Here is a 26,987-nt window from a genome sequence, read left to right as displayed (position 1 = left end):
TCTATTGGCTTTGCTCATCATATTTTTTCTGGCAGTCCTGAATCGTCTCCATATTCCCCAGCGTCCAATTAAACAGGATTGCAAACGGCTCCTGTAACGATTGGCCGAGTGGGGTCAGTGAATACTCGACGCCCAGTACCCGCCCATCCAGAACCCTGCGTTTCACCATGCCGTTGCGTTCCAGCTTACGCAGTGTCTGGGTCAGTACGCGCTGAGTGACGCCGTCAAGGCGGCGCTTAATCGCGTTGAAACGCCGTGGCTCGCGAAGCACTTCCAGCACCATCATCGACCATTTATCTGCGATCTGGTCGAGAATGATTCGGCTTGGGCAGTCGGCCCGGTAGATAGGATCTGTCTCGTTCATAGGTATCCTCCAGCATCCCTGGGATGTTTAAAGTGCGTAATTGACCCTAGGTATGCAAAGTATACCATGCGGTGAACAGCACCCAAACCCGCTGCCACTTTCTTCCCCACCACCCAGGATATTGACATGACAGATACAGATTTCAGCAGGCTGAGTATTTCCCATGACCATGGCGTATCGACGATCACGATCGACAATCCTCCGGTCAACGTGCTTGATGTGTCTTTGATGTCGGAGATCAGCCGCTTTCTTGTTGCTGTTCGTGACGATCCGGACACGCGAGTGTTGGTATTCCAGAGCGCAAATCCCGAGTTTTTTATTGCTCATGTCGACATGACCTTAATCGATGAGCCGCACGCTTTCGATGAGCTTGCACGCCATGCTCCAGAAGGCCTTAATCCGTTCCAGGCATTCGGTGAGCTTCTGCGGGAGCAGCCGCAGGTCACGATCGTCAAGCTTGCCGGGCTGGCACGCGGCGGTGGTGCCGAGTTTGTTGCGGCGGCCGACATGGCGTTTGCCGCCGAGGGGTTGGCGGGGCTTGCCCAGTGTGAGGCCTTGATGGGTATCACGCCCGGCGGTGGCGCTACCCAGTATCTGACCAGCCGGATGACGCGCGGTCGTGCGCTTGAAGTGATCCTGGGTGCCGAACTGATCGACGCCGCTACGGCGGAACGTTACGGATGGATCAATCGCGCATTACCTGCTGCCGAACTCGATGATTTCGTCGATCGGTTGGCTCGCAACATTGCGGCATTGCCCGAGGGCGTTATTGCGGCGGCCAAACAGGCGATGCCTGCACCAGATCTGCGGGAAGGCTTTTATCGTGAACACGATGCCTGGGCTGGGCTGTTCGCACGGCCCGCAGCAGAAAAACTCATTCGGGGCGGATTGAAGGCAGGTGCTCAGACCCGGGCTGGCGAGCGCAACCTTGAGGGCCTGCTGCGCGGCCTCGAGATCTAAAGGAATGCCACTCCTGAAATCGGACCCATGCGGAAACGAAATTCTGGCATGGGTTCACCGGTATAAAGCCTACCGGCTAACTGAGGCTGCCCATTGCGACAGCAATGCATAGAGTTTCGCGGGTTCCAGCGGTTTTCGCAGTACCAGATAACCTTCCTGCTCGGCCTCTTGCAAAGTGGGTGAGTTAAATTCCCCGCTGACCATGGCACCGCTGGTATCCGGCAGGCGTTCAAACAGCGCTTTCAATATATCGAACCCGCTCTCGCCAGAGCGGAGCCGTTGATCGCACAGCACGGCAAAAGGGCTGAAGCCTTCATCGATAATCGCAAATGCCTCCTCTGCACAGGCCGCACAGCGTACTGTGAGGCCCCAGGTGCTCATCAAACTCGACCAGGCGGAAGTCACCAGTGGGTCATCGTCCACCACCAGACAGGAACCGTACAGCGGCGCATAGCGGATGGGAGTGAGGCTATTTGAGTAACTGTTTGCGCTTTCTGGTAGCTCGCATTCGCCGTTGTAAAGGGCAAAGCGCATCCAGAAACGGGAACCCTTGCCTTCAACGGATTGCATGCCGTATTTCACCTTCATCAGTTTGGCGCAGCGTGCCACTACCGCCAGCCCTAATCCATGGCCGGCACTATCGATTTTCCACGCCAGCTCAGGGCGATAATAGGGGGAAAAAACTTTGCCTTTCTCTTCGTCGGCGATGCCAACGCCGGTGTCCCAAACTTCAATTAAGCATTCCGCTCCCTGAGGGCGGATGGCTATCAGCACGCCTCCTTTTTGCGTATAACGCAGTGCATTTTGTATCAGGTTAATCAGTGATTGCCTGATGAGTAGCTGATCGCCCATCACATAAATTCGGCGCTTGGGCCGCCATGCCCGTAATGATAATGCCCGGCTGTTCGCCTCTTCGCGAAACAGGGTCATCACCGAGTCGAGCAGCATTCCAATGTCCACATGGGTCGTTGCCGTGCTGACGTTGCCGGATTCAATCTTGCTGAGATCGAGTAAGGAATTAAACATAAGATGCACGGATCTTACGCTTTGCTGCAGATCCAATAGCTGAGGGATGAGCGTGACATCGCGGTTTTTATGGATAATGGCTTCGATCAAAAAACCCATGGCGTGCACCGGTTGACGCAAATCATGACTGGCGGTAGTAAGAAATTGGTTTTTATCCAATAACGCCTGCTCTGCTTCCTCTTTGGCTTGTCTGAATTGCTCCGCAAGACGGGAGCTTTCCTCTTCGAGGCGGGCTTGCTGGATAAAGAATTTATGGGAGCTTAATGCGTGGCGGTAGATGGCGAACCCATAAAGCAGGTTAAGCATCAGCACAATAAGCATGACATCGTTTAATCGCCAGATGATGCCAATATTCAGTATGCTCCAGCAGGAAAAGAAAAACAGAGTAAAGGTGCTAATGACTGGCGTTAAATGTGTTGCGTTGGCCGCAACGATAGCCGCGATACTGATGTTCAATAATAAGAAAAAGTCAAAATTGTTTATCTGTGGCGTGATTATATATAACGAAGAAATACCCAGCCCATGAACGAAGGCAACTTTATTGATATGGGGTAACCAGCGGCGAAGAATAACGTCCGCATCTTTTTTTATTGTTTCTCTCTTATAGCTGCGATGCCATAACCTGATGGCGACGGCGCAGAACAAATATAAGACTATCCAGAGGCTAATCGGCCATAGGTTTTCACCCAGTAAATAAATCCAAATAGCGAAAGGAATACCAACAAAGGGCACTGCGCTGAAGCTAAATACCAGGCGTATAAATGTATTGTCCAGCAGACGGATTTGCGCACGGGGAGAAATACCATCATCTTGTAAAGATTGAAGTAACTTCATTGTAATGGCCCCGATCGGCCGTGGAGCAGGGTGATCGCCTCTACCCGACTATTCACACCTATCTTTTTCAGAATATTACTGATGTGCTCTTTAACTGTGGGTTCTGAAATTGAAAGTTGTGAGGCTATTCTTTTATTAGGAAAACCACGCAACATCATGGCAAGCACTTCAACCTGTCGCGGCGTTAGATTTAAATGTTGCAAATGGTTTTGGACGGGCGTTACACCCGTCGCATTATCCTGAGGAAACCATAGTCGATTGTCTGTGAGTGTGGCTACGGCTTTGGCGAATAATTCAGGAGATTCATTTTTAAGCACGAAACCATGGCCGCCGGCCTCTCGAACCTTTTGCCATATTTCATTGTTGTCGTCGCCACTCACCACCAATAAGCGAATTTGTGAATAACGTTCATTCATCTCTTTGAGGAATTTAAGCGCCGTGCCATTGGATAGCCAAAAATCTATAACCATTAAACGAGGAGGGCCATTTAGCATAATGTGGCGATAGCAATGATCTTCGTTGGTCGCCATGTGGACATGTTTAAATCGACAATGCGTATTAAGAAAATTGGCGATGCCACTTGCCACCAAAGGATGGTCATCAACGACCAGTGCATACTCCTGTCCCAAAGCTAGCTCCTTCGTATAAACGTATCGGATGGTTCCGGTAATCTCTTATTATCCACCCTCCCTACTTTAGGAGGGTTTTTTCGTTTAGGAAAGAGAAATATATTATGCGGGGATTTGGATAAGATAAAACATAGAGCCATTCAGCGTTTGGATCTGTTTGGTTGAAAAGGATAATTTATGAAGAAACCATTTATCGCTCTGGCCGTTACTTTACTGGTCGCCGGTTGTTCAACGTTGAAAACCGATCAGGCAATACCTTTGCTGCAGGCGGAAACGGCTAAAATGCTGGGGCTGGGCTCATCAGACGAAATTACCGTGACCAATGTTAACGGCGCCCAGCCCGACGCACTCGGTGGACAAAAACTCACTTACCGCGCCACCACTGAAAAAGGGCGAATTTTCGACTGCTCTTCGATGATGATGCCAGGGTTTTTAGGATCTGCGCCATCGCTGACCGCCCCGAGCTGTACCCCGGTTGTCACGCATAAATAATCTCCTGTGGGTGTGAGCCGAGGGGAAAAATCAGTATTGACCCGCAAGCCCAATAAGTTTGGCATCGACGCGTTAGCGCTGGGGGGCAATAAGCTTGCGTCTCGATGGTAATCAGTTTGTGTTTGCGGCATTACGCACTCTACACCCTCTAATACATTGAATTTTTCATATAAATAATAATTTTGATGGCTCTAAGTTAATTAGGCCGGAGAGAAAACATGAAAGATAAAATATCGCATCATTTAGCGGTAAGAAAACCGCTTTCCAAAATTTACCTCGCACTTTTTTCCGCGCCATTGCTATTGATGGGGTCTGCCGATATGGCTCGGGCCGACGATGTTATATTCGATGGTGAATCCAAAGTGACAGAACCCTTAGCCTACAGCGGGAATGTTTACGTCGGTCGCAATCAAAGTGGAAACCTGTTGATAGATAATGGCCAGGTCGGCGGCTATAACATCAATATCGGCACCCGCTCAGACGGCAAAATTTATGAAAGCCTGGTCACGGTCAGAGGACCTAATGCGGTATTGAGTGCCGTAAACGATCAAAATGTTCTGCGTGGCAGTTTAAACCTCGGCCAGGGGACATTGCGGGTTGAAGATGGCGGGCTGGCCAGTGCGAAAGAAATTATCGTCGGCACTACCGGGGGTTACGACAGCCATTTGAATGTTAAAGGTGCCGGTTCCAGGGTTACCAGCGACAGGCTTGGCATCGGTTTTGGGCAGGGCGCGCGTTCCACCCTGCTGATTGAAGATGGCGGGGTGGTGACAACCACGGCCGCCGCCAGAATAGACAGCGGATTCAAGCCTGATGAGGCCGACAAGCTGAACCCCAAAGCCACGGTGACGGGTAAAAACTCGCAGTGGAACATCAGCCAAACGCTCACGGCCAACGGCGATGTTGACGTGCTCAATGGCGGCGTGGTTAACGTCGGCAGCGCGGAAATTGCCGGCGTTTCTGGCTCGCGAAAAACTGCCGAGCTTTATATTGCTGGTGAAGGCTCGCGCTTTACCAGTGCCGGCAGCGTCAACGTGGGAGATTATGGCAACGGTGTGCTGTCGGTGGTGGACGGCGGAACATTCTCCGCCGGGGCTAACGAGCTGCGGTTGGGCGATACCGGTTCCGGTTCGAACAGGGGCGCGCTAATCATCGGCAGCCGCGGCAATATGGATACCGGCACCGGCCTGACCGAACCCACGCTCGGTGCGGCGGGCGGCGCGGGTACCCTCGATGCCCAAACGGTGGTCAATCTGCGCGGTGGGTTGTTCGGCAGCTACGTGTACTTTAACCATACCTCCGACAACTATGATTTCCGCAATAAGATGGTTGGCGAAGGTGAGGTGATCAACACCGCCGGGCAGACGACGCTGAGCGGGGATCTTACCCAGCTTAAGGCGAACGTAACCGCCCGTGGCGGTAAAATCATCATTAACAGCGATATCAATACGCAGCCAGAAGACAGTCCTTTCGACGTGCAGACCCTGAGTGCCGAGAATGGCGGTACGTTGATTCTTAATGCAACAGCCGGCTCCGACGTCAGCAATGGTCTGGGTTACAGCAGTGCTGCGTCAATCAAATCCGGCGGCACGCTGGGCGGCAATGGCACTTTAGGTCAGACAGAAATTCAGTCCGGTGGTCACATTTCCCCTGGCGACGGGAATATTGGCACTCTGACGCTGAAACGCTATCTGAACTTCATTGGTGAATCTTTCTACGACGTTGATATCGCCGGTGATGGCAGTAGTGACAAACTGCTGGTTACGGGTAAAACCACTATCAGCGATCAAGCGAAGGTGCAGGTGACTGCGCTGGACTCGCAAACCAGCTATCAGACCGGCCAAAGCTATCGTATTTTAACCTCGGAAGGGGGAATTGACGGGCAGTTCGCCGAAGCGGTCTCAAAATCTGCGTTCCTGGACGTTGCGCTCAAACACGAGGCTAACGCCGTGGATTTGACGATTGCGCAGAAAGGCGGCGGTGAGAACCCAGGCGGCGAGAACCCAGGCGGTGAAAATCCGGGTGGTGAGAACCCAGGCGGTGAAAATCCGGGAGGCGAAAACCCTGGCGGCGAGAATCCGGGGGGTGAAAACCCAGGCGGTGAGGGGCCGGGAGAAGGCAGCGGCAAGCCAGGTATTTTCCAGACGGTGGCACAAACCGACAACCAATGGAATACCGCGGGTGCGCTCTCGACTCTGGCGCAAGGCGGCCCTTCATTGGCCCTGTACAACTCACTGTTGTTATTGAGTGCGCCCGAAGCTCGTGAGGCATTCAATCAACTTTCTGGTGAGGTCTATCCCTCCATGCAATCTAACCTGATTGCCGGCAGCACCATGCTGTTCAATGTGCTCAATCAGCGCATGTTGCGCGCTTTTGATAACGATACGTTGCCCGTTCCGCCATTGGCGATGACGCTGGTTCAACCGGCGCAGGCCGAAAACAGTGGCGTGTGGGGGCAGACGTTTGGCTCATGGGCAAGAAACAGCGGTAATGACAACGTCGGAAAACTCGATGGCAACACCAGCGGCTTCCTGCTGGGGGCAGACCATAAATTAGCGGATAGCAGTGTTCGCGTTGGTGGATATTTTGGTTATAGCCGCGGTGATTATGATGTCGATAGCCGCCGCTCCAAGTCCGACAGCGATAATTATCACCTCGGTCTGTATGCCGCAGGGCAGCAAGGCGCCTTCTCGTTACGTGGCGCGTTGGGTTACACCTGGCACCGGCTGGAAAATGAGCGCAACGTTAACTTCGGTAATTACTCGGATCGGCTTAAGGCAGACTATGATGCCGACTCGCTGCTGGCGTTCACCGAAGCGGGCTACCGTTTTGGGCAGTCGGACGCGAACCTTGAGCCATTCGTCAATCTGAGCTACATCCGTCTGCATACGGATAACTTCGAGGAAAGTGGCGGTGCCGCAGCGCTTAGCGTGCGTAATGAAACGATGAATACCTTCTATTCCACGTTGGGCGTGCGCGGTACGGTTGAACTGCCGCAGAACGTCAGTCTTTACGGCTCACTGGGTTGGCAGCATGCCTACGGTGATAAAACCACCTCTTCGCGTATGGCCTTTGCCGGCAGCGATGCGTTTACCACGCAGGGCACCGCAGTTGATGACAACCTGATGGTGGCGGACGTCGGGGTGAGCGTGAAGCTGTCGCGCTCCACTAGCCTGGATCTCGGCTATCAGGGGCAATACGGTTCTGATACCCAGGTTAATGCCGTTAATGCCAACATCCGATGGTCATTCTGATTTCTTGATAAATTCGGTTTTGTTATAACGGGGTATCGTTGGGTAACAGATTATCGTTGCCTGGCGGTATCTCGTCTCTCTGTGGCAGGTCTGGATCCTCGGACGAAGAGTGCTCAAGCAGCTTAAATAACGCGGTTCGTTCATCCTCGCTCAAGTCCCGCCATTCGCCCAGTGCTAACCCTTCCAGACTGATGTTCATAATGCGCACGCGCTCAAGTTTGGTGACTTGATAGCCAAAGTATTTACACATACGGCGGATTTGGCGGTTAAGCCCCTGCACCAGCGTAATGCGAAACACCTGCGGAGTTTCCTGCGCCACCTGGCATTTATGGGTCACCTTGCCCAATATCGGCACGCCCGCTCCCATGCCCTGAATAAACTCATCGGTCAGCGGTTTGTCGACGGTGACCAGGTACTCTTTTTGGTGATTGTTGCCGGCGCGCAGGATCTTATTGACCAGTTCACCGCGGTTGGTCAAAAAAATCAGCCCCTGAGAGTCTTTATCCAGGCGGCCGACGGGGAAGGTGCGCTGGCTGTGGTTAACGAAATCACCGATGTTGTTCGGCACGTGTTTACCCATGCTGGTGATGATACCCACGGGTTTATTCAGCGCGATCAGCACCAAATCTGCATCATTACGCGGCTCTATCCGTTGCCCGTTAACACTCACAACATCCCCAATAAATACCGGCGCACCCACCTCGGCCAGGTTATCGTTGATAAAAACCTTACCCAGTTTGATATAGCGATCGGCCTGACGGCGGGAACAGATACCGCTGTCGCTAATGTATTTATTCAGGCGAATGGATGATTGAGTTGGCATGGTGTCCCCGTAAAACGCGGACTATACATTACCCGGGGGGCATTGCGAAGATTGCTTAAAATTGCACATCGTCAAAGGCCTGTTTTTCATGGCAGTATAGTGCTCCAAATAACGGGCGCTCTGCCATTAAACGAGGCTGACTCATTGAATAAAATAGCACTTTCGTTCTCACTGACCCTGCTGCTTGCCGCATCCGTGATGCCTGCACAGGCGAAGCAAAACTCATCCCTCAAGTCACCGGCATCAGGCGTGTTGTGCGACCGTTATGTCTGTGCGAATGGTACCGATGGCATTTCCCGCCCATTGACCGAAAAGTATCTCGGCAAGAAAGTCGCCAGCAAACTGTCTTCGCAAGGTGAGTTCGACCCGACCGAATTCACCTTTGCCAACGGCATTTTCTGCGATGTCAAAGAGCGACTGTGCCGCGAGGATCGCTACTACGGTGAAGGCGGTAAACGCACCGGCGCCGTTTCCAGGAAATACACCGAGCTGCTTTTCGGCCACTAATAGCCCTGCATGCACCCGTCCAAGGATCCGTCAGGCCCCGTCGACCTTCACCACCAAAGTATTCAGCGGCGTAAGAACCTGCCCGGTGCTGCTGGTCGGCGTCATGCGCGGGATCGGTTGGCGGGTGTCTCTTTCTACCAGCGTTGATCTTGCCTCTTGTGCGTCAAACAGATAATCCTCCCCCCACTGGCGCAGGCCGACGATAACCGGGAACAGGGCGCGCCCCTTGTCGGTGAGAATATATTCCTGATAGGCACTGCCGTCCGAAGCGGGGGCAATCTCCAAAATGCCGTGCGCCACCAGGGTACGTAGCCGGGTGGAGAGGATATTCTTCGCCATCCCCAGTCCCTTTTGAAACTCACTGAAGCGGCGCACGCCGTCGAAGGCATCGCGCACAATCAGCAGCGACCACCAGTCACCAATCACATCCAGCGTACGTGCCACCGGGCACTGTGCATCTTCCAGACTTTTACGTTTCATGGCATTCCGTTCCTGTAGCGATATCTGGTTGCATTATAAAACCTCCGTGCGTAAAGTTCATTGGGTTTAATAATGCAACCACTTTGGGGCGAACGATGAGTGATAAAACGCTGGATCCGATTTGTGCCGCGCAGGGCGGAGCGCTGAGTCGCCTGCCTGCGTCGCTGGTGTTATTGCTGGCGGGAGCCAGTGCCTTTAGCGTGGCGAATGTGTATTACGCACAACCTTTACTGGACGCCATTGCTCAGGATTTTCATATCAGCCTGGCGTCGGTGGGCATGGTGATCACCGTCACTCAGTTAGGCTGCGCATTGGCATTGTTGCTGGTGGTGCCGTTGGGCGATCGGGTTAATCGTCACCGGCTGCTGGCGGTTCAGCAACTGCTGCTGATTACCGCACTTTGTGTGGTCGGTTGGGCGAACAGCAGCCTGTTATTACTGGTCGGCATGCTGCTGGTGGGGTTACTGGGTACCGCCATGACCCAGGGATTGGTCGCCTTCGCCGCTACATTGGCAGCGCCGCATGAGCGGGGACGGGTAGTGGGCGCCGCGCAAGGCGGTGTGGTTCTCGGGTTGTTATTGGCGCGCACGCTTTCCGGCGCAATGGCGGATATCGGTGGCTGGCGCGCGGTTTACTTTTTCTCTGCGGCGGTAACCCTGCTCCTGTTGCCGGTGCTTGCGCGTCTGTTGCCCGTCCCGGACACAGCGCCTTCAACACTCAGTTATCCGGCGCTGTTGCGATCAATGCTGACGTTGCTGTGGCGCGATCGCACGCTACAGATCCGCGGCATGCTGGCGCTGCTGATGTTTGCGGCATTCAGCATTTTCTGGAGTGCCCTGGTTCTGCCACTCAGTCAGGCGCCGTTTAATTTTTCACATTCGGTGATTGGTGCCTTTGGTCTGGTGGGGGCGGTGGGAGCGCTGGCGGCGGTGCGTGCCGGACATCTGGCCGATCGCGGTCTGGGGCAGTTGGCAACCGGTATCTGTCTGTTGCTGTTGGTGCTGGCCTGGTTGCCGCTCGGCCTGCTGAGTTACGGGCTGGGATGGCTGATTATGGGCATTGTACTGCTCGATCTGGCCGGACAGGCCATTCACGTGTTGAATCAGAGTCTGATTTTCAGCGCTCATCCGCAGGCTCATAGCCGGTTAGTCGGCTGCTACATGCTGTTCTACGCGGTGGGTAGCGGGCTGGGTGCCTTTGCCAGTACCCACGTATTCGCTCTGGCGGGCTGGTACGGCGTGTGTTGGCTGGGAGCGAGCGTCAGCCTGGCGGCCTTGTTGTTCTGGGGGCTGACGCTGCGTGCCATGCCGGCCTCAAATGCGGCGCATTAGCGGCATCCTTTCGGTTCTGGGACAGGAGTCACATATAAAATTCAGTACCCCCATTGTTTGTCATAATTCACCGCGATACTGTTATGTAATCTGGTTTAAACCAATAAAGTGAGCTATGGAAAACAACTCTACCGTTGAACTGGCCAAGCAAAGGCTTAATGACTGGCTGAGTCAGGGCGCAATAGCCCCCGGCGACAAGCTTCCTTCGGAGCGAGAGCTGGGGGAATTGCTGAACATTAAACGCATGACGCTGCGCCAGGCGCTGCTGTTCCTGGAAAGTGAGTCGAGGATATTCCGTAAGGATCGTCGGGGTTGGTTTGCAGCATTGCCACGCTTTAACTACAACCCCAATTCGTCTACCAGCTTCAAACAGGCTGCCATTGAGCAGGGCCGTTCTCCCTCCTGGGGTTATATGACCAAGGAGCGGGTTTTGACGGCACCGGCGGCCATTTGCGATTTACTGCAGCTTAGTGAAGGGGCGGAGATCTACAAAATCTGTGGCTGGGGAGCGCTGGATAATCACATCGTGTTTTATCACGAAACCTTTATCAGTCCGCGGGTGGCACCCGACTTCATCGAACGCCTGGGTGAGAACTCGTTTGCCGATGTATGGGAAAAAGCCTACGGAACCGCGACTCGCACCCATCATTTGGCTTTTAAACCGACCCGATTGTCCGGTGATGCCTGCAAGGTGATGGGCGGCAACGCCAGCACGCCGTCGATACTGGTAGAGAAGCATCGTGCCGATGCCCAGCGCCGTATCGTGCAGGTGGATATCGAATACTGGCGTTTCGAGTCGGTGGATTTTTTCATTAACTTATAGGTGAACACCATGGATCGCTTAACGGCGGAGAAAGTTCTTCTGCGGGCGCAGAATTTACCGCTTTATCTGCATGCCTACGCCTTTCATCTCAATATGCGCATGGAGAAAATCCTGCCTGAGGATCTGCTGACCATTGCTCATCAGCAGCAACTGCGCGGCGTGAAAGTGCATGTATTGGATGGGGAAAGTCAGGCGCTTTGCCACGCCGATGATGCCCGCCTTCGCAACTTTGGTGAGCAGGCACAGCGCTATGGGTTGGATATCCATATCGAAACCAGCGCTTCCGACTCGCAGACCATCGATCAGGCGGTGAACATTGCCCTTAAATCCGGTGCCAGTTCGGTGCGCTTCTATCCGCGCTATCAGGGGGCATTGCAGCAAGTGTTGGCGTGCATTGCCGAAGATATTCAGTACATCAAGCAGCGTTATCAGCACAGCGGTCTGAGCTTTACTTTAGAGCAGCACGAGGATCTTAAAAGTCATGAACTGGTTAGCCTGGTTCGGGCGGCAGATTTCCCGCAGCTTTCCCTGTTATTTGATTTCGCCAACATGATCAACGCCAATGAAGAGCCGCTGACGGCATTGGCGGTAATGGCTGAAGATATCACCCAGGTACATATCAAGGACGCACTGATCGTGCGTGAAGACCAGGGAATGGGGCACCGGGCCTGTATTTCCGGGCAGGGGGATTTGCCCTTCCGGGAATTGTTGCTGGGGCTAATTTGCCTGGGCGAAGAGCGGCCGCAGGTTACCGCTTATGGGCTGGAAGAAGAGGTGGATTATTACGCGCCGCCATTTCGTTTTAACGGAGAGGGCGATAACCCGCATATTCCATGGCGGGAGATGAGTGAAACCGCGTTACCGGAACATGGGCTGGAGGAACGGCTTAAAAAAGAGGTTCAGGATGCATTAAATCAAATTCACCATGTTCGCACCATTACTGACAGTTTGATAAAGCAAGCCCGGGAGCTGCTAACCCCGGCATAATATAATAAATAATTTTATAAATAACACATTCTCAATGATGTGGAGAAACACTCGTCCCGTCACTGAGGTAACAACACCGCTTATTATCTAATGGCTGTGAGGGGATTATGCTGACTAAAAAAAGATGGGCACTATTTAGCTTGTTGGTCTTATGTGGCGGGACAATATATAAATTACCCTCCCTTAAGGATGCGTTTTATGTGCCGATGCAAGAATACTTTCACCTGAGTAACGGGGAAATTGGTAACGCCATGTCGGTCAACTCGATTGTTACCACCATTGGCTTCTTCTTGTCGATTTATTTCTCCGACCGTCTGCCGCGCCGCTTTACCATGTCGTTTTCACTGATCGCCACCGGCTTGCTTGGTATTTATCTGTCCAGCATGCCGGGCTACTGGGGCATTCTGTTTGTCTGGGCGTTGTTTGGGGTCACCTGTGACATGCTGAACTGGCCGGTGCTGCTCAAATCGGTGAGTATGCTGGGGGACAGTACTCAACAGGGGCGGCTGTTCGGCTTTTTCGAAACCGGACGCGGCGTGGTGGATACCGTTGTGGCGTTTTCTGCGTTAGCACTGTTTACCGCGTTTGGCAGCGGTTATCTTGGCTTCAAGGTTGGGATACTGTTTTATTCAGCGATCGCGATTATCGTAGGGATGATTATTCTGTTGGTAATGAAAGAAAGCCCGGAGGAAAAAACAGCCTCTAAGAGCGAAGCGCCGGCCGATAAAAAACCGGGGATGAGCAGCGTATTAAAAAATAAAACGGTTTGGCTGATTGCCTTCAGCGTTTTCTGTGTTTATGCCGTCTATTGCGGGCTGACGTTCTTTATTCCTTTCCTGAGCCATGTCTATGCCTTGCCGATTGCGCTGGTGGGTGCCTATGGGATTATTAATCAGTATTGCCTAAAAATGGTGGGTGGGCCGATTGGCGGTTTGATCGCGGATAAAGTATTAAAATCCCCGAGCAAGTATTTATTCTACACCTTTATTATCAGTGCCATTGCGCTGGCATTATTGATCCTGCTGCCACATGAGAAAATGCCGGTGTATTTGGGCATGGCCTGTACGCTGGGATTTGGGGCGGTAGTCTTTACCCAACGCGCGGTGTTCTTCGCCCCGATCGGTGAGGCGGGGATTGATGAGGAACATACCGGTGCGGCGATGGCGTTGGGTAGTTTTATCGGCTATGCCCCGGCGATGTTTTGCTTCAGCCTGTACGGCCACATTCTCGATGCCTTCCCAGGGTTAACCGGCTACAAGATTGTCTTTGGCCTGATGGGCATGTTTGCCTGCGCCGGGATCATCGTGTCGGGGCTGCTGGTTAGAAATATCCGCGCACGCGGCAAATTGACCCCGGCGGTTTCTGCCGTCTGACCTGGAGTCTATTAAAGGGGGCGCCACAGCACTGTGCCCCCTTACTTTGTCGGCGAGTGCATCAGGTAATAGTCTTCCGCGCCGTCATTGCCGGTAGCGATCGTCCGCCAGCCGTGTTTATGGTAAAAGGCCAGCGCCTTCTCATTCTTCACCAGGCATTTCAGCGAGCCGGTGGCAGTGAAGGTTTGCTCCGCCGCCTGCAGCAGGGCGCTACCGACGCCAAGAGGCGGTAGCTGAGGGTCGACATACAGATTGTGAATAAAGTTATCCTGACGATAAATCGAGACGAACCCCAGTCGCTTGCCGTTTTCTTCCGCCACCCAAATATCCTCGCCCAGCGTCGAGCGATCGAAATCTTCCAGTCGGTAATCTTCGGTATCACGCCAGGGAAACGCCGCCTTGCGCGATGCCAGATACAGGGTGCGCAGGAAGGGACGATCGGCCTCTTGGTATTTTCTTATTCGCATGGCGGCTCCTTTTTATTTTTTGTCACTATAGCGCGATTGACCTCACCGACAGCAACCCCAATAATGACCGTCTGACTCGGGGTGCCTCTAGGGGCTGAGATTTTACCCGTATTACCTGATCTGGATTATGCCAGCGTAGGGAAGTCTCGGTGCCCCAACCGGTACCCGCCTTCTTGAACGCCGGTTGGGAGGAATATGCTCGCTCGACCTGATGTTTTCCCCGGCGCCCGCGCCGCGGCCTGTTTAACCCAATTTAAACGCCAATCCCCATTGATTCACTGCCTGACCAACGAAGTGGTGCAGGAGCTGACGGCTAACGTGTTGCTGGCGCTCGGTGCTTCCCCGGCGATGGTGGTGGAGCCGACCGAAGCGGCACAGTTCAGCCGTTTGGCTGACGCTTTGTTGATCAATATCGGCACCCTTAATGCCTCGCGTGCCGAATCCATGCTGGCGGCGATAGAAGCTGCCAATGCGGCAGGCACACCCTGGACGCTGGATCCGGTCGCCGTCGGCGGGCTGGCGTATCGCACCGCCTTTGCCCAACGTTTGCTGGGCGAAAAGCCGGCGGCAATCCGCGGCAATGCTTCTGAAATTATGGCGTTGAGTGGTCTGCAGGCGAGTGGACGCGGTGTTGACAGCGCTGACGATTCGCTGGCAGCGTTACCGGCGGCGCGGGAATTGGCGCGAAACAGTGGGGCCGTGGTGGCGGTGACCGGCGTGGTGGATTACATCACCGACGGCCAGTGTGACTGGGCGGTCGCCGGGGGCGACGTGCTGATGACGCGAGTGGTGGGTACCGGTTGCGCACTTTCGGCCGTGGTGGCGGCATTTTGCAGCCTGCCGGGCGACAGCCTGGACAACGTGGCGACCGCCTGCCGGGTGATGTCACTTTGCGGTGAGATGGCCACGCGCCGCGCCGCCGCGCCGGGCAGTTTTACCCCGGCATTCCTCGACGCTCTGTACCAACTGCGTCCGGAGGATCTGCAATGAAACGGATTAACGCGTTGACCATCGCCGGTACCGATCCGAGCGGGGGGGCCGGGATCCAGGCCGACCTGAAAGCCTTTTCCGCGCTGGGGGCCTACGGTGCCTCGGTAATCACCGCGCTGGTGGCGCAAAATACCCGCGGCGTGCAGTCGGTGTATAACATCGAACCGGCTTTTGTCGCTGCCCAGCTTGATTCCGTGTTCAGCGATTTGCGTATCGACAGCACCAAAATTGGCATGTTGGCCAACGCCGATATTGTGCAGGCGGTCGCGGAGCGTTTACGTCACTATCAGCCGTCGTTTGTGGTACTGGATACGGTGATGCTGGCGAAAAGCGGCGATCCTCTGCTGGCGCCGGAGGCGGTGGAATCGATTCGCTGCGAGCTGTTGCCGCTGGTGTCGATCATCACGCCGAACCTGCCGGAAGCGGCGGCCCTGCTGGAATGCGCCCCGGCGGAAAATGAACGCCAGATGCGTGAGCAGGGGCGAGCACTGTTGGCGATGGGTTGCCAGGCGGTATTGATGAAGGGCGGCCATCTTAGCGAAAGCGAAAGCCCGGACTGGCTGTTCAGTGCGGGACTGGAGCAACGCTTTACTGCACCGCGCGTAGCGACCCGCCATACGCATGGCACCGGCTGCACGCTGTCTGCCGCATTGGCCGCCCTGCGTCCGCGTCACGACGACTGGGCAGGCACGGTGGCATCCGCCAAGGATTATCTGCAAAAAGCCTTGCAGCAGGCCGATACGCTGGAAGTGGGGCACGGCATCGGGCCGGTGCATCATTTTCACGCCTGGTGGTGAGCCAACTTTTTGCTACCCTTGTGGTCTGACTAGATCCAGGCCCGGTATTGGCCGGGTGCGATTAAATTTTATCAAGGGAGAAGGCCATGACAGGACAAAACGCACTTCGCGGCGCCATCTTCGGCGCGTTGCTCAGCTTCAGCGTGGGGGGCTTTGCCCAGCAGATCGTCACGACTTCTGATGTGATCCAGCAGCCTGGTTATCAGAGCAGTTGGCAGAATATGGTGAAGGGGCAGGCCCGCTTGCCCGGCTGGGCACGCAAAGGGGTGGGGACTTCGACCCCGGCGCAAAGCCTGAGCTGGAAAGGGCAAAACTATCTGGTGGGTAATATCTGTAAACCCCACGACTGCGCCAACAACTTTATGATGGTGGCGTTTAAAGAAGACAAGTCGCAGGCCTGGGCGGTACGCGTCGAGGTGGCGAATAAGCCGGAAGCGATTGATCATCCGAAGAAATACGCCAAATATCAGTGGTTGGGTAAACCGAACGACGATATGAAGGCGCTGTTGAAGCAACAGTTCGAGAATAATCCGGACTGGAAATAAGCGGATTAGAAGCCCCTCTCCCAAAGGAGAGGGGACAAATGGGCAGCATTAGTTAATGGGTCAGCCGATACCGGCCTGATGCAGGTCGTGCAGGTTGATGGCACCCACCAACACCCCCTCAAGATTGACCACCGGCGCAGCGCTGATGTGTTGTTCGTGCAACGCTTCCAGTGCTTCTCCGGCGCGCCATTGTTCCGGTAAACGGTAGCCGGGGCGGGTGATCGCCGGGCTTAACGCATCCTGCAGGCTATTGCCTTTCACCAACCAGCGACGCAAGTCGCCGTCGGTAAACACCCCCACCACTTTTTGCTGTGCGTCGCACACTGGCACCAGCCCCAACCCGGTACGGCTCAGTTCCAGCATCGCTTCCATTACGTTGGCGCTTTCGCTGACCTGCGGCAGGCGATCGCCGGTGCGCATCAGGTGATGTACCCGGTTCAGCAGGCGTGCGCCCAGGCTGCCGCCCGGATGCGAACGAGCAAAGTCTTCGGCGTTGAAACCGCGTTGACGCATCAGCGCCATTGCCAGTGCGTCGCCCATCATCAGCGTATTGACCGCGCTGGAGGTTGGCGCCAGCCCCATCGGGCAAGCCTCACGCTCTACGCTGATGTCCAGCATGCAGGCCGCCGCCTGGGCCAGCGGTGACTCTTTGCCGCCGGTAATGGCGATCACCGGGATGTTATTTTCCGCCAGCAGCGGCAGGATCAGATCCAGCTCTTTGGCACGGCCAGAGTAGGAGATGAACACCACCACGTCGTCGGCACCGATCATCCCGAGATCGCCGTGCAGCGCTTCCGCCGGGTGCACGAAGAATGACGGGGTGCCGGTACTGGCCAGCGAGGCGGCAATTTTTTTACCGATATGGCCGGATTTACCGATGCCGGAAATCACCGCCTTGCCGCGGCAGTTCAGCAGCAGTTCGCAGGCACAGACGAAATTGTCGTCCAGTCGTGCCAGCAGGCGTTGTGCTTCGGCCAGCTCAATTTCCAGCGTTTCGCGGGCAAAGGCCAGCAGGGCGGCACTATTACTCATCAGAATCTCCTACCAGAAGGATATTGATGCCTTTCGCTTGCAGCGCGGCGAGATAATCCGGGTTGATGTTTTTATCGGTGATCAGCGTATCGACGGCGCTCAGATCGCAAACCACATTGGGGCTTTTGCGGCCGAATTTTGACGAGTCCACCAGCAGGATAATGCGGCTGGCGGCTTCGCACATCGCCTTGCTGACGTTATGCACTTCGTTAAAGGTGGTGACACCGGCATTGAGATCCACGCCGTCTGCGCCGATAAACAGCTTATCAAAGCTGAACTGCTGGAAAGCCGACTCCGCCAGACTGCCGTGGAAGGACGCCGATTTTTTGCGATAAGTGCCGCCGGGCATCAGGATGGTCTGGTCATTATCCAGCTCCACCAGCGCATTGACGATGTGCAGGCTGTTGGTCATTACCGTGATGTTATTGAACTGCGCCAGATGCGGGACCATTTGCAATACCGTACTGCCGGCATCGAATATCAGCGAATCACCGTCGTTGATCAACTTGATGGCGGCGTAGGCGATCTGGCGTTTCTTTTCGGTATTGATATGCGTTTTTCGGTCGATGGGCTGGTCGCCATCGTCGCGGCTGAGCACTACGCCGCCGTAGGTGCGGATCACCTCGCCTTCGTCTTCCAAGAGGGTGAGATCTTTACGTATGGTGGTGCCGGTGGTGGCGAAATGTACCGCCAGGGCATCCACTGCCGTTTTGCCATGTCGCTGCAGATATTCAAGGATAGCGGCCTGTCGCTGCTTTGGTTTCATAGCCCGTCCTGTTCACAAGAGTTGAGCATTTCCCTTTAATGAATAATTCAATATGAAAGGTAATGTCTTTTAATGTGAAAATATCATGATTTAGGGGCAATCGCTAACGATAGTGCTGTCTGGCATGCGCGATCCTCGGGGAAGATCACATCCGGGCTCAGGTCTCTCTGGTGCAGACCATGCAACCGGGCGATTGGCCGCGGTTGGGCAAAAATGGTCAGGCCACGCATCAACATGCTGCCGCAAACTCGCTGTTCCGTATCGAAGGCCAGTGCCAGCACCACCCGTGGCCGAAAGCGCCCACCGGAACGTCCGACACCGACGCTGCCCAATTGGCACAGGCCGTCGAAGGCACGGTTGAAACGCTGGAGCTGCCACCAACCGAGCGCGATTTGCAGCAGCCAGGCCAGTACGGCGAAGATGATTAATGCCTGGGGCATAGTGTCTCCTGTTTATCTTCCCTCCCCGGACGGAGAGGGAAGTATCGCTAATCAGAACATTACCTGACCGCCGGTAATGTTGATCGACTGCCCCGTGCAATAAGACGCCTTGTCGCTGGCGTAAAACAGGAGGGTATTCAGCACGTCCTGGTAGTCGCAACCGCGTTTTAGCGGCACCTTGTCGGTGTAGTATTTTTCAACTTCATCCGGCGCGATCCCCAGTTTTTGTGCGTATTGCGGCAGTAGCGACTGGAACATTGGCGACTTCAGCAGGTTGCCGAGCATCAGCGAATGCACGGTAATACCGTATTCCGCCAGATCGAGCGCCAGTGACTGGGTCAGCCCGACCCCGCCGAACTTGGCGGCGCTGTAGCCCGAGTTGTGTTTGCTGCCGACCTTGCCGGACTTGGAGTTGATCTGAATGATGCGTCCGGCAAGGCCGTCACGGATCATCAGGCGGGAAAATTCGCGGGCACAGAGAAAATACCCCACCAGATTGACCTGCAGCGAGCGATCAAAATCCCCTAATGGAAAATCGGTGATCGGTGCGGCCTTGGCGATACCGGCGCTGTATACCAACAGATTGGCCTGGCCAAATTTGCTATCCACCGCAGCCGCCAGGGCAATGACGCTTTGTTCATCGGTGGCATCGGCCTGGAAACCCTGCGCGATGCCGGCGCCGTATTGGTGGTTAATCTGCTGCGCCACCTGGTGGGCGTTATCCGCGTTTAAATCGGCTACCGCCACGCGGTAACCCGCCTGCGCCAGTCCCAGGCACAAAAATGCACCTAATGTTTGGCCTCCGCCAATCACTACAGCTACTTCAGACATGGTCTACTCCTTATGCGATAAATTTCAGCGTACTGCCTAACGGGATATCAACCGGCGTGGTACCGGCCACGTGGATAGAACCGGGAAATTCGGCCTGACTTTCTCCGTCGAAACGCACGGTAAGGTGGCCCAGTTCACGCAGGTTTTGGCTGGCGACGTCGCCAACGGCGGTAATGGGATAACGCTGCTCCGCCAACTCCATCCAGCCGCCTGCCTGCAGTTCACCGAGGGTATTGCCGTGCCGATGGATGAAGCAAAACTCTTCGATGTCTGCCGGTGCGCCTTCACGGAAGGTGATCAGCATGTCGTCCAGCAGCGCCTCGCGAGCACTGTCGCCAATCTGGGTGATGGTGGTTTGGAAAATGGTGTTCATAGCTAGCCCCTGGCAGTAAAAGTTATTGGTAGATGAAGGCCGAGGCGGCCCAGGCGATCAGCACCGTAGGTGCGCCGGTCAGGAAACGTCCGACCAGAACCGAAGGCACGCCGACCCGCACCGTGTCCTGTTTGGCTTCCGCCAGAGACAGACCGACCGGGATAAAGTCGCAGGCGGCCTGCGCGTTAATTGCAAATAGCGCGGGCAGCGCCAACTGGGGTGGAATATGACCCAGGCCAATCTGAACCCCGACCAGTACGCCGATCACCTGAGCGATCACCGCGCCAGGGCCGAGGAAGGGCGACAGCAGCGGGAAGGAACAAATCAGCGCCAGCGTTACCAGGCCAATCGGGCTGTTGGCCAATGGCGTCAGGCCGTGGGCAATAAAATCCCCCAGGCCGGAGGCCATGATGATGCCGATCAGCGCCGAGACGAACGCCATAAACGGCAGAATGGTTTTCAGTACCGTGTCGATGGTGTCGCGGCCAGACTGGAAGAACACCGCCACCACTGAACCCATGCCCATGCCGACTTTCGCCAACAGGCCGTCGCTCTGCTCAGTGATTTTTTTGCTGGTGTCATAATCCCGTCCCTTGGGTTGCGGGGCGGGGGCCGCTTGCGCCGTCTCTGTTGCCGATTCAACCCGGCTGATGTTGCTGTCGCGTACTCCGGAGACATAAATATCCTCGAGGATAAATTTCGCCAGCGGGCCGGATTGACCGGTAGCGTGGATATTGACCGTCGGAATACGGCGTTTGGGGTACAGACCGCAGCGCAGGGTGCCGCCACAGTCAATGACCATCACGCCAATCTCTTCCGCCGGTGGTTCGCCTTCCTTAAAGCCATCGACGGCCGGCCAGCCGGTCAGTTCGCTAAGCCGGTCGACGATCGACGGGCGAGTACCGGCAGTGATGTACACCACTTTTTTCCCCGGCTCGATCGGTAACTGCAACGGGCCACCCCAGCCGCTATCGCCTTTCTCAATACGGATAAAAGCACTCATGCTGAACTCCACGGATTAAAGTTGTACCTGACGGTCCAGGCGGATGCCCATCTTGCGTTCGAACAGGCTGGTGGTGAGATCGGTTATCCAACCGCGGAAAAAGTTGGTAAACAGGCCAACCAGAAAATAACTCACCGCCAGCGGCCCCAGCGGCAGGCCGAGGGTAGTCAGCCCGCTGGCGATACCGAGGTAAACGAACAGTTCGCCGGGGTTGATATGCGGGAACAGGCCATTCATCGAGTGACAGCTATAGGACGCCGCCGCGTAGTAGCTGGGTTTGTATTTCTCTGGCATAAAACGGCCGAGGCTGAGAGTCATCGGGTTGCAAAACACAAAGGTGCCGATCAGCGGCAGCAGCAGATAGCGTGAAACCGGGTTCCCCGCGCAGCGCTGCGCCAAGCGTTCGATACGTTCCTGGCCAACAAATTTGATCAGCGCGTTCATAATGACCAACAGGCTGATTAACAAAGGTAAAATGCCGGTCACCATGCCGACAAACACTTCACCACCTTTCTGAAACAGGCCGATAAACCATTCGGCGCCGTGGGTGATTAGCTCAATCATTATTGTTCTCCTGAGATGGAAGGTATGGCCTGGAGCGAACGCTGGCTCTGTCGCCATGAGCCTTACACTAATCACTTTATGGATTGATTTGTTTTAAATAGATCACAGTTTGAAAGATAAATATTTTATTGTGAAAGTTAATTATGAAAGAAAAATAAGGTAAAAGCGCGGTAGCCGTCAGGCTAAGCGGAGGGGAGGAGCAGATTAAGGGCATAAAAAAGCCCGGCGAACCGGGCTGGGGGGAACAGGTTTTGCGGGTGACGGGATCAGGCGATGGTAACTTTCTTATCCAGATAGGTATCCTGAACGGCGTTGATCAGCGCGACACCTTCTTTCATTGATTTCTTGAACGCTTTACGCCCCAGAATCAGCCCCATACCGCCTGCGCGCTTGTTGATGACCGCGGTGCGCACCGATTCCTGCAGGTCGTTCTCACCGGCGGCACCGCCAGAGTTGATCAACCCGGCGCGGCCCATATAGCAGTTGGCCAACTGGTAACGAACCAGATCGATCGGGTGGTCGGTGGTCAGTTTGCTGTAGACGCGATCGTCGGTGTAGCCGAATTTCACCGCGCGGTAACCGCCGTTGTTTTCCGCCATTTTCTGCTTAACGATATCGGCACCGATGGTGGCGGCAATATGGTTGGCCTGGCCGGTGAGATCGGCACTGGAATGGTAATCGACCCCGTCTTTGTTAAATGCCGGGTTACGCAGATAGGCCCACAGCACGGTAACCATGCCCAGTTCGTGGGCGCGCTCGAAGGCGCTTGAGATTTCCTCAATTTGGCGGCGTGACTGCTCGGAACCAAAGTAAATGGTAGCGCCGACCGCGACTGCGCCCATATTGAAAGCCTGCTCGACGCTGGCATACAGGGTTTGGTCATATTGGGTCGGATAGCTTAGGGTTTCGTTGTGGTTCAGTTTGACCAGAAACGGGATTTTGTGAGCATAGCGGCGTGATACCGAAGCCAGCACGCCGTAAGTGGAGGCGACGCAGTTACAGCCGGCCTCAATGGCCAGTTCGACGATATTTTTCGGATCAAAGTACAGCGGGTTAGCGGCGAAAGATGCGCCGGCGGAGTGCTCAATCCCCTGGTCAACCGGCAGAATCGACAGGTAACCGGTGCCGGCCAGACGGCCGTGGTTAAGCAGGCTTTGCATCGAACGCAGGACAGTGTTGGGTCGGTTGTTATCGATCATGATACGGTCGACAAAGTCGGCGCCCGGCAGGTACAGATTTTCAGCAGGGATGGTGGTACAGCGGTGTTGCAACAGGTCTTCCGCTTCCTTTCCTAACAACTGTGCAATATCAGTCATGATTAACTCCTGATTAGCTTCCTAATACACCGGCAGCAAAAAACAGTAGGGTATGAATGGTTGCCCGCGTACTAAAAAGCAGTGATTGAAGCTGTAAAAACGATAGTAATGAAATCCTGATGGCAAGGAGAAACAATAGATGCGATTGAGAGGAAATGCCATTTGCAAAGCCAAATAGCGGGGGACGATCGCCTAATACCGGTCAGTTAAGCAAAGTTCTGAATAAGAATGTATGACGTTGTTTAAGTGGGCGTCCCCCTCTCCAGAGGGAGAGGGCCGGGGTGAGGGGCTTTTGCGTTGTGCTTGACTATTCGGCGTCGAACCACTCGGTATTTTGCAAAGAGATAGGGGTAATGGAGTAGATCATCTCTTGCAGGTGCTCATGGATGGCACGCTCGGCGGCATCGGCATCCTGCGCTTTCAGCGCGGCAAAAATGCGGTAATGCTGCTGCAGCAGGCTTTCCGGCGGTGATACTTCGCTCAGGCTGAGAAAACGCACCCGGTCCATGGTGGCCTTGATGGTTTCTATGGTCTCCCAGGCTAACGGGCATTCGGCAAACTGGGTAAGCAACTGATGAAATTCATCGTCCAGCGCCAGGAATTCACGCGTCTGCTTGTTCTGCGCCGCCAGCTCCTGACGGTGCAAATTATGCTCCAGCGTCATCAGCTGTTCCTGGGTGATGCGTTCTGCCGCACGGCGCGCAATTGCGCATTCTACGGCCTGACGGATAAAACGTCCGTCGGCCACCCGTTTGGCGGAAATCTTCATCACGAAAGTCCCGCGCTGCGGCAAGATCTGCACCAATCCGGCCTCCGCCAGCTTGATAAAGGCTTCGCGCACCGGTTGGCGAGAAACGCTAAAGCGGGTGGAGATCTCTTTCTCTGACAACAGCGTGCCGGGGGGAATGGTGCAGTCGACGATATCCTTACGCAGGAAACGGTAGATCTGCTGATTAACCGGGAGGCTATTAGTGAGATTGTAGGATTCAGACATGGTGACGATCGGTCATTTGGCTTGGATTTGGATGCCACCATACTAGCAGATTATCTTGCTGCCGCGGCGGATAATTCCTAATGCAGCAACCTAACGCTGAGTGGATTCACCCAGCGTTTTATACAGATCAAACTGGCAGTAATCTGGCCACACTCTCTTTGGCACCCTGCGCCAGCAGCGCCAGATAGGCATCAGTTACGGCACTGACGAATCGTGGGTTATCAGGAAGATCGTGGCCAAACACCGTATCAAGCTGCAGCAGCGCCAGCACCCGCTGCGGGCCTTCGTGGCTGTTGCCGACCAAATCGGCGAGGCGTTCACTTAAGGGATCGCTGATCTCAATCGTCCGGCCCTGTTCATCCTTGCCACCGACGTAGCGCATCCAACCGGCGACGCCTAAAGCCAGACAGCTGAAATCGCTGCCGTGCGCCAGATGCCAGCGAATGGCGTCCAGCATGCGCTGCGGCAGTTTCTGCGTGCCGTCCATGGCGATCTGCCAGGTTCGGTGCTTTAGCGCGGCATTGCGGTAACGGGCCAGGAGTGAGTCTGCGTATTGCGTCAAATCCAGGCCGTGGACCTGCAGCGTCGGTGCCTGCTCTGCCAGCATCAGGTGCCGTGCCGCATTAACGAAACCTTCGTCCTGCATGCAGTCGCTGATATGCGTATAGCCGGCCAAATAACCCAGATAAGCGAGAAACGAATGGCTGCCGTTGAGCATCCGCAGCTTCATTTCTTCGTAGGGCAGCACGTCGCTGACCAGTTCGGCACCGGTCTTTTCCCATGCCGGACGTCCCTGCGGAAAGTTATCTTCGATCACCCATTGGCGGAAGGGCTCACAGGCGACGGCAACCGGATCGGCGATGCCACCGAGTAAAGCCTCGATGTGTTGCCGTGTTTCCGCCGTGACAGCCGGGACAATGCGGTCAACCATGGTTGATGGAAACGCGACCTGTTGTTCGACCCAGGTGGCCAGTTCCGCATCCTGCCGCTGAGCCAACTGGCTGAGCACGTTGCGGGTCACCTGACCGTTGGCCGGCATGTTGTCGCAGGACATCACGGCAAACGCCGGCAGCCCTCGTTCCCGCCGTCGCCGCAGTGCGGCCAGGATCAGGCCGGGGGCAGATTGCGGGTGCAGCGGGTGGGCGATGTCATGCTGGATATCAGGATGTTCCGCCAGTAACTGGCCGCTGGCAGGCTGGTAACAGTAGCCTTTTTCACTGATGGTCAGCGAAACGATGGCAACCTCCGGCTGCGCCATGGCCTCGAGCACGGCTTCCAGTCCATCAACCTGCAGGTGTAACGCCTGCCTGACAACGCCGATCACCTGGCCGTGCCAGCCGTCGTTGTCCATTTCGGCGACCGTATACAACAAATTCTGCTGCTGCAGGTCGGCGATTTTTTGCTGGCCGTTGTGCATGCTGATTACGCAGTAACCCCAGTCGCTGGCGTGCTCGTTAGCCAGTTTTTCGGCGTAAACCGCCTGATGCGCACGAAAAAACGCGCCAAAGCCAAGGTGCACGATGCGCGGTTTAATCCTTTCGCGTGAGTAACCCGGTTGCGCAACTGCCGTCGGCAGCAGGCTGTTGCTGGAAAGTGTCATGCTGGAGTTCCTGAAAGTGGGGGCAGAAAACGGGGCGACATTTGCCACCCCGGATGCGTTAGGGTTTTGAGATTTGCGGTTGCACGCTATTGCGTGGTGCTTTGATCACCAGCAGTACCAGCACCGCCCCGAGCGCGGCCACGCCACCCGCCAGCATAAAGGCGCTGTCGAACTTGCCGGTGTTTTGCACAATGTAGCCGGTCACCACCGGGCCAATGATGCCGGAAACGCTACCGACCAGATGGATAAAGCCGCTGGCGCCACCGACCCGGGATTTATGCACCACGTCCTGGATAATCGCCCAGTAAATCGCGCCGGTGATGTACAGGAAGAAGATCGACACCGACATCAGCATCACCGCCGGTACCACGCTGCTGACGGTACCTGCCAGCGCCACGCAGACAGCCGCCGCCAGCAGGCTGGTGACCAGCACAATCTTGCGTGACAGCAACAGCTTGCCGGTGATATTGAAAATCTTGTCGGAGATATAGCCACCGAGCGCCAACCCGACAAAGCCGACAATCCACGGGATCATGGTGGTGAGGCTCATTTCCTTGATGTTCAGGTTATGCGCCTGCACCAGGTAAGACGGGAACCAGCTCAGGAAGAAGAACAGAATATAGTTGTAGCAGAAGAAGGCGAACGCGGTGACCAGAATGATGGGCTGCTTCAGGTAGTAGCCCAGGCCGTGTGCGGCGTTGCTCAGCTCTTCTTCGGCGCTGTGGGTCTCTTCCTTCATCTGGTTAATCAGCGCCAGTTCCTTATCGCTGACGCGTTTGCTTTTCGCCGGGTTATCCGCCACCACGAAGAACCACACCAGCATCCAGACGATGCCGATCGAGCAGATGATCATAAACGCCGGCCGCCAGCCGAACGCCAACGCCAGGTAGCCGACGATCGGCCCGGCCACGGCACCACCCAAAGGGGAACCGGCACTGAGCAGGCCCATCGCGGTCGCCGCCTGTTTCTTCGGGAACCAGCCGTTGATCATTTTATTGGCGGAGGCGCAGATCGGCCCTTCGGCCATGCCGAACAGCACGCGCAGGATCAGCATGGAATAGAAGCCGGTGGCTAATGCCGTCATGCCACAGAAGATAGACCACAGACCGACGGCGATGCCGAGTACCAACGTCGGGCCGAACTTGTCTACCGCCAGCCCGCCGATAAAGTTAAAGATGGCGTAACCGAAGAAGAAGCTGCCAAAGATGATGCCGAACTGCTCGGCATTCAACATCAGATCCTTTTCGATCATAGGTACGGTGATCGACAGCGCGACGCGGTCGAGGTAGTTGATCATGTAAACCATAAACAGCAGGAATACGATGGTCCAACGCAGGTTTTTAAACATAAATGCACTCCACTTAATGTTGTTTTAATCGCGAAGTT

Annotated in this window: 28 protein-coding genes and 1 riboswitch; of the genes, 11 read left to right on the top strand and 17 right to left on the bottom strand. The window is 55.2% G+C overall.

From position 1 onward, the window contains the following. Position 1: 1 nt before the first annotated feature. Complete coding sequence (locus M2406_RS19455; RefSeq protein WP_259191058.1) at positions 2-364, bottom strand: helix-turn-helix domain-containing protein; 363 nt, start codon at positions 362-364, stop codon at positions 2-4. 126 nt (positions 365-490) lie between these two features. On the opposite strand from M2406_RS19455, the gene M2406_RS19450 reads away from it, so the two are divergent. After that, the gene (locus M2406_RS19450) at positions 491-1,324 is read left to right on the top strand and encodes an enoyl-CoA hydratase/isomerase family protein (protein ID WP_259191057.1); all 834 of its coding nucleotides are present in this window, start codon (positions 491-493) and stop codon (positions 1,322-1,324) included. A 69-nt stretch (positions 1,325-1,393) separates the two neighbouring features. Here M2406_RS19450 and M2406_RS19445 read toward each other — a convergent pair whose 3' ends face one another. Both M2406_RS19445 and M2406_RS19440 read right to left on the bottom strand, forming a co-directional pair. Further along, a complete protein-coding gene (locus M2406_RS19445; protein WP_259191056.1) occupies positions 1,394-3,184 on the bottom strand; it encodes an ATP-binding protein in 1,791 nt (596 codons plus the stop codon). Further along, a complete protein-coding gene (locus tag M2406_RS19440; RefSeq protein ID WP_012146297.1) occupies positions 3,181-3,813 on the bottom strand; it encodes a response regulator transcription factor in 633 nt (210 codons plus the stop codon). Before M2406_RS19440 ends, M2406_RS19445 begins: the two co-directional genes overlap by 4 nt. 177 nt (positions 3,814-3,990) lie before the next feature. On the opposite strand from M2406_RS19440, the gene M2406_RS19435 reads away from it, so the two are divergent. Together M2406_RS19435 and M2406_RS19430 are read left to right on the top strand one after the other, a co-directional pair. Further along, complete coding sequence (locus M2406_RS19435) at positions 3,991-4,305, top strand: hypothetical protein (RefSeq protein ID WP_012146296.1); 315 nt, start codon at positions 3,991-3,993, stop codon at positions 4,303-4,305. A 218-nt stretch (positions 4,306-4,523) separates the two neighbouring features. Further along, a complete protein-coding gene (locus tag M2406_RS19430) occupies positions 4,524-7,559 on the top strand; it encodes an autotransporter domain-containing protein (protein ID WP_259191055.1) in 3,036 nt (1,011 codons plus the stop codon). A gap of 22 nt (positions 7,560-7,581) precedes the next feature. Here the strand turns inward: M2406_RS19430 and rluF are convergent, their stop codons facing one another. Continuing rightward, positions 7,582-8,382 (bottom strand): 23S rRNA pseudouridine(2604) synthase RluF, encoded by an 801-nt coding sequence (gene rluF, locus M2406_RS19425; protein WP_259191054.1) that lies wholly within the window; start codon positions 8,380-8,382, stop codon positions 7,582-7,584. Positions 8,383-8,580: 198 nt separating this feature from the next. On the opposite strand from rluF, the gene M2406_RS19420 reads away from it, so the two are divergent. Continuing rightward, positions 8,581-8,889 carry a YcgJ family protein gene (locus M2406_RS19420; protein WP_012146293.1) on the top strand — a complete coding sequence of 103 codons (309 nt, stop codon included), beginning with the start codon at positions 8,581-8,583 and terminating at the stop codon, positions 8,887-8,889. A gap of 30 nt (positions 8,890-8,919) precedes the next feature. On the opposite strand, the gene M2406_RS19415 is transcribed toward M2406_RS19420, so the two are convergent. Continuing rightward, entirely contained in the window at positions 8,920-9,369 is a 450-nt protein-coding gene (locus M2406_RS19415) for a helix-turn-helix domain-containing protein (RefSeq protein WP_259191053.1), read from the bottom strand. Positions 9,370-9,464: 95 nt separating this feature from the next. Between M2406_RS19415 and M2406_RS19410 the strand changes: the two genes are divergently transcribed. The 4 genes from M2406_RS19410 to M2406_RS19395 all read left to right on the top strand — a co-directional run bounded on the left by M2406_RS19410 (position 9,465) and on the right by M2406_RS19395 (position 13,883). Next, positions 9,465-10,700: an MFS transporter gene (locus tag M2406_RS19410; protein WP_259191052.1), complete on the top strand. Its 1,236-nt coding sequence runs from the start codon at positions 9,465-9,467 to the stop codon at positions 10,698-10,700. 115 nt (positions 10,701-10,815) lie between these two features. Then, entirely contained in the window at positions 10,816-11,523 is a 708-nt protein-coding gene (locus M2406_RS19405) for a GntR family transcriptional regulator (protein ID WP_259191051.1), read from the top strand. Positions 11,524-11,532: 9 nt separating this feature from the next. Beyond that, a complete protein-coding gene (locus tag M2406_RS19400; RefSeq protein WP_259191050.1) occupies positions 11,533-12,510 on the top strand; it encodes a sugar phosphate isomerase/epimerase in 978 nt (325 codons plus the stop codon). Positions 12,511-12,617: 107 nt separating this feature from the next. Further along, positions 12,618-13,883 (top strand): MFS transporter, encoded by a 1,266-nt coding sequence (locus tag M2406_RS19395; protein WP_259191049.1) that lies wholly within the window; start codon positions 12,618-12,620, stop codon positions 13,881-13,883. A gap of 41 nt (positions 13,884-13,924) precedes the next feature. On the opposite strand, the gene M2406_RS19390 is transcribed toward M2406_RS19395, so the two are convergent. Next, positions 13,925-14,350 carry a GNAT family N-acetyltransferase gene (locus M2406_RS19390; protein WP_012146287.1) on the bottom strand — a complete coding sequence of 142 codons (426 nt, stop codon included), beginning with the start codon at positions 14,348-14,350 and terminating at the stop codon, positions 13,925-13,927. 67 nt (positions 14,351-14,417) lie between these two features. After that, positions 14,418-14,509, top strand: a riboswitch (TPP riboswitch). A 36-nt stretch (positions 14,510-14,545) separates the two neighbouring features. Here M2406_RS19390 and thiM point away from each other — a divergent pair. The 3 genes from thiM (at position 14,546) to M2406_RS19375 (ending at position 16,682) form a co-directional block, all read left to right on the top strand. After that, the gene (gene thiM, locus M2406_RS19385; RefSeq protein WP_259191048.1) at positions 14,546-15,340 is read left to right on the top strand and encodes a hydroxyethylthiazole kinase; all 795 of its coding nucleotides are present in this window, start codon (positions 14,546-14,548) and stop codon (positions 15,338-15,340) included. After that, entirely contained in the window at positions 15,337-16,137 is an 801-nt protein-coding gene (thiD, locus tag M2406_RS19380) for a bifunctional hydroxymethylpyrimidine kinase/phosphomethylpyrimidine kinase (RefSeq protein ID WP_012146285.1), read from the top strand. The genes thiM and thiD overlap by 4 nt, the downstream gene beginning before the upstream one ends. An 86-nt stretch (positions 16,138-16,223) precedes the next feature. Beyond that, positions 16,224-16,682, top strand: a complete 459-nt coding sequence (locus tag M2406_RS19375) for an inhibitor of vertebrate lysozyme family protein (protein WP_012146284.1) — start codon at positions 16,224-16,226, stop codon at positions 16,680-16,682. 60 nt (positions 16,683-16,742) lie between these two features. On the opposite strand, the gene gutQ is transcribed toward M2406_RS19375, so the two are convergent. The 11 genes from gutQ to M2406_RS19320 form a co-directional block, all read right to left on the bottom strand. Beyond that, positions 16,743-17,714, bottom strand: coding sequence for an arabinose-5-phosphate isomerase GutQ (gene gutQ / locus M2406_RS19370; protein WP_017893658.1), 972 nt, complete (start codon positions 17,712-17,714; stop codon positions 16,743-16,745). Beyond that, on the bottom strand, positions 17,707-18,480 hold the full coding sequence (locus M2406_RS19365) for a DNA-binding transcriptional repressor (protein WP_012146282.1): 774 nt from the start codon (positions 18,478-18,480) through the stop codon (positions 17,707-17,709). Before M2406_RS19365 ends, gutQ begins: the two co-directional genes overlap by 8 nt. Positions 18,481-18,563: 83 nt before the next feature. Beyond that, a complete protein-coding gene (gutM, locus tag M2406_RS19360; RefSeq protein WP_259191047.1) occupies positions 18,564-18,920 on the bottom strand; it encodes a transcriptional regulator GutM in 357 nt (118 codons plus the stop codon). 51 nt (positions 18,921-18,971) lie between these two features. Continuing rightward, on the bottom strand, positions 18,972-19,751 hold the full coding sequence (gene srlD / locus M2406_RS19355) for a sorbitol-6-phosphate dehydrogenase (RefSeq protein ID WP_017893656.1): 780 nt from the start codon (positions 19,749-19,751) through the stop codon (positions 18,972-18,974). A gap of 10 nt (positions 19,752-19,761) precedes the next feature. Continuing rightward, positions 19,762-20,124, bottom strand: a complete 363-nt coding sequence (srlB, locus tag M2406_RS19350; RefSeq protein ID WP_012146279.1) for a PTS glucitol/sorbitol transporter subunit IIA — start codon at positions 20,122-20,124, stop codon at positions 19,762-19,764. A gap of 22 nt (positions 20,125-20,146) precedes the next feature. Further along, the gene (locus tag M2406_RS19345; protein ID WP_259191046.1) at positions 20,147-21,127 is read right to left on the bottom strand and encodes a PTS glucitol/sorbitol transporter subunit IIB; all 981 of its coding nucleotides are present in this window, start codon (positions 21,125-21,127) and stop codon (positions 20,147-20,149) included. A gap of 15 nt (positions 21,128-21,142) precedes the next feature. Then, positions 21,143-21,691 (bottom strand): PTS glucitol/sorbitol transporter subunit IIC, encoded by a 549-nt coding sequence (locus tag M2406_RS19340; RefSeq protein WP_020828107.1) that lies wholly within the window; start codon positions 21,689-21,691, stop codon positions 21,143-21,145. A 266-nt stretch (positions 21,692-21,957) separates the two neighbouring features. Next, positions 21,958-23,007, bottom strand: a complete 1,050-nt coding sequence (gene fbaB, locus M2406_RS19335) for a class I fructose-bisphosphate aldolase (RefSeq protein ID WP_012146277.1) — start codon at positions 23,005-23,007, stop codon at positions 21,958-21,960. Between the two features lie 307 nt (positions 23,008-23,314). Beyond that, positions 23,315-24,001 carry a GntR family transcriptional regulator gene (locus tag M2406_RS19330; RefSeq protein ID WP_259191045.1) on the bottom strand — a complete coding sequence of 229 codons (687 nt, stop codon included), beginning with the start codon at positions 23,999-24,001 and terminating at the stop codon, positions 23,315-23,317. A 127-nt stretch (positions 24,002-24,128) separates the two neighbouring features. Then, positions 24,129-25,601 (bottom strand): mannitol dehydrogenase family protein, encoded by a 1,473-nt coding sequence (locus M2406_RS19325; protein WP_259191044.1) that lies wholly within the window; start codon positions 25,599-25,601, stop codon positions 24,129-24,131. Between the two features lie 58 nt (positions 25,602-25,659). Continuing rightward, the gene (locus M2406_RS19320) at positions 25,660-26,949 is read right to left on the bottom strand and encodes an MFS transporter (RefSeq protein ID WP_012146274.1); all 1,290 of its coding nucleotides are present in this window, start codon (positions 26,947-26,949) and stop codon (positions 25,660-25,662) included. Positions 26,950-26,987: the final 38 nt, after the last annotated feature.

This window comes from Serratia sp. BIGb0163, from assembly GCF_024809935.1.
GTDB classification, from domain to species: Bacteria; Pseudomonadota; Gammaproteobacteria; order Enterobacterales; family Enterobacteriaceae; genus Serratia; species Serratia quinivorans.
Note: the sequence above shows the minus strand (reverse complement) of the source record. Positions and strands in the feature narration are given on the sequence as shown.

Excerpts from the sequence above, each read along its gene's own strand:
- M2406_RS19455 (WP_259191058.1), bottom strand. The coding sequence starts at position 364 with ATGAACGAGACAGATCCTATCTACCGGGCCGACTGCCCAAGCCGAATC.
- M2406_RS19450 (WP_259191057.1), top strand. The coding sequence starts at position 491 with ATGACAGATACAGATTTCAGCAGGCTGAGTATTTCCCATGACCATGGC.
- M2406_RS19445 (WP_259191056.1), bottom strand. The coding sequence starts at position 3,184 with ATGAAGTTACTTCAATCTTTACAAGATGATGGTATTTCTCCCCGTGCG.
- M2406_RS19435 (WP_012146296.1), top strand. The coding sequence starts at position 3,991 with ATGAAGAAACCATTTATCGCTCTGGCCGTTACTTTACTGGTCGCCGGT.
- M2406_RS19430 (WP_259191055.1), top strand. The coding sequence starts at position 4,524 with ATGAAAGATAAAATATCGCATCATTTAGCGGTAAGAAAACCGCTTTCC.
- rluF (WP_259191054.1), bottom strand. The coding sequence starts at position 8,382 with ATGCCAACTCAATCATCCATTCGCCTGAATAAATACATTAGCGACAGC.
- M2406_RS19420 (WP_012146293.1), top strand. The coding sequence starts at position 8,581 with ATGCCTGCACAGGCGAAGCAAAACTCATCCCTCAAGTCACCGGCATCA.
- M2406_RS19415 (WP_259191053.1), bottom strand. The coding sequence starts at position 9,369 with ATGAAACGTAAAAGTCTGGAAGATGCACAGTGCCCGGTGGCACGTACG.
- M2406_RS19410 (WP_259191052.1), top strand. The coding sequence starts at position 9,465 with ATGAGTGATAAAACGCTGGATCCGATTTGTGCCGCGCAGGGCGGAGCG.
- M2406_RS19405 (WP_259191051.1), top strand. The coding sequence starts at position 10,816 with ATGGAAAACAACTCTACCGTTGAACTGGCCAAGCAAAGGCTTAATGAC.
- M2406_RS19400 (WP_259191050.1), top strand. The coding sequence starts at position 11,533 with ATGGATCGCTTAACGGCGGAGAAAGTTCTTCTGCGGGCGCAGAATTTA.
- M2406_RS19395 (WP_259191049.1), top strand. The coding sequence starts at position 12,618 with ATGCTGACTAAAAAAAGATGGGCACTATTTAGCTTGTTGGTCTTATGT.
- M2406_RS19390 (WP_012146287.1), bottom strand. The coding sequence starts at position 14,350 with ATGCGAATAAGAAAATACCAAGAGGCCGATCGTCCCTTCCTGCGCACC.
- thiM (WP_259191048.1), top strand. The coding sequence starts at position 14,546 with ATGCTCGCTCGACCTGATGTTTTCCCCGGCGCCCGCGCCGCGGCCTGT.
- thiD (WP_012146285.1), top strand. The coding sequence starts at position 15,337 with ATGAAACGGATTAACGCGTTGACCATCGCCGGTACCGATCCGAGCGGG.
- M2406_RS19375 (WP_012146284.1), top strand. The coding sequence starts at position 16,224 with ATGACAGGACAAAACGCACTTCGCGGCGCCATCTTCGGCGCGTTGCTC.
- gutQ (WP_017893658.1), bottom strand. The coding sequence starts at position 17,714 with ATGAGTAATAGTGCCGCCCTGCTGGCCTTTGCCCGCGAAACGCTGGAA.
- M2406_RS19365 (WP_012146282.1), bottom strand. The coding sequence starts at position 18,480 with ATGAAACCAAAGCAGCGACAGGCCGCTATCCTTGAATATCTGCAGCGA.
- gutM (WP_259191047.1), bottom strand. The coding sequence starts at position 18,920 with ATGCCCCAGGCATTAATCATCTTCGCCGTACTGGCCTGGCTGCTGCAA.
- srlD (WP_017893656.1), bottom strand. The coding sequence starts at position 19,751 with ATGTCTGAAGTAGCTGTAGTGATTGGCGGAGGCCAAACATTAGGTGCA.
- srlB (WP_012146279.1), bottom strand. The coding sequence starts at position 20,124 with ATGAACACCATTTTCCAAACCACCATCACCCAGATTGGCGACAGTGCT.
- M2406_RS19345 (WP_259191046.1), bottom strand. The coding sequence starts at position 21,127 with ATGAGTGCTTTTATCCGTATTGAGAAAGGCGATAGCGGCTGGGGTGGC.
- M2406_RS19340 (WP_020828107.1), bottom strand. The coding sequence starts at position 21,691 with ATGATTGAGCTAATCACCCACGGCGCCGAATGGTTTATCGGCCTGTTT.
- fbaB (WP_012146277.1), bottom strand. The coding sequence starts at position 23,007 with ATGACTGATATTGCACAGTTGTTAGGAAAGGAAGCGGAAGACCTGTTG.
- M2406_RS19330 (WP_259191045.1), bottom strand. The coding sequence starts at position 24,001 with ATGTCTGAATCCTACAATCTCACTAATAGCCTCCCGGTTAATCAGCAG.
- M2406_RS19325 (WP_259191044.1), bottom strand. The coding sequence starts at position 25,601 with ATGACACTTTCCAGCAACAGCCTGCTGCCGACGGCAGTTGCGCAACCG.
- M2406_RS19320 (WP_012146274.1), bottom strand. The coding sequence starts at position 26,949 with ATGTTTAAAAACCTGCGTTGGACCATCGTATTCCTGCTGTTTATGGTT.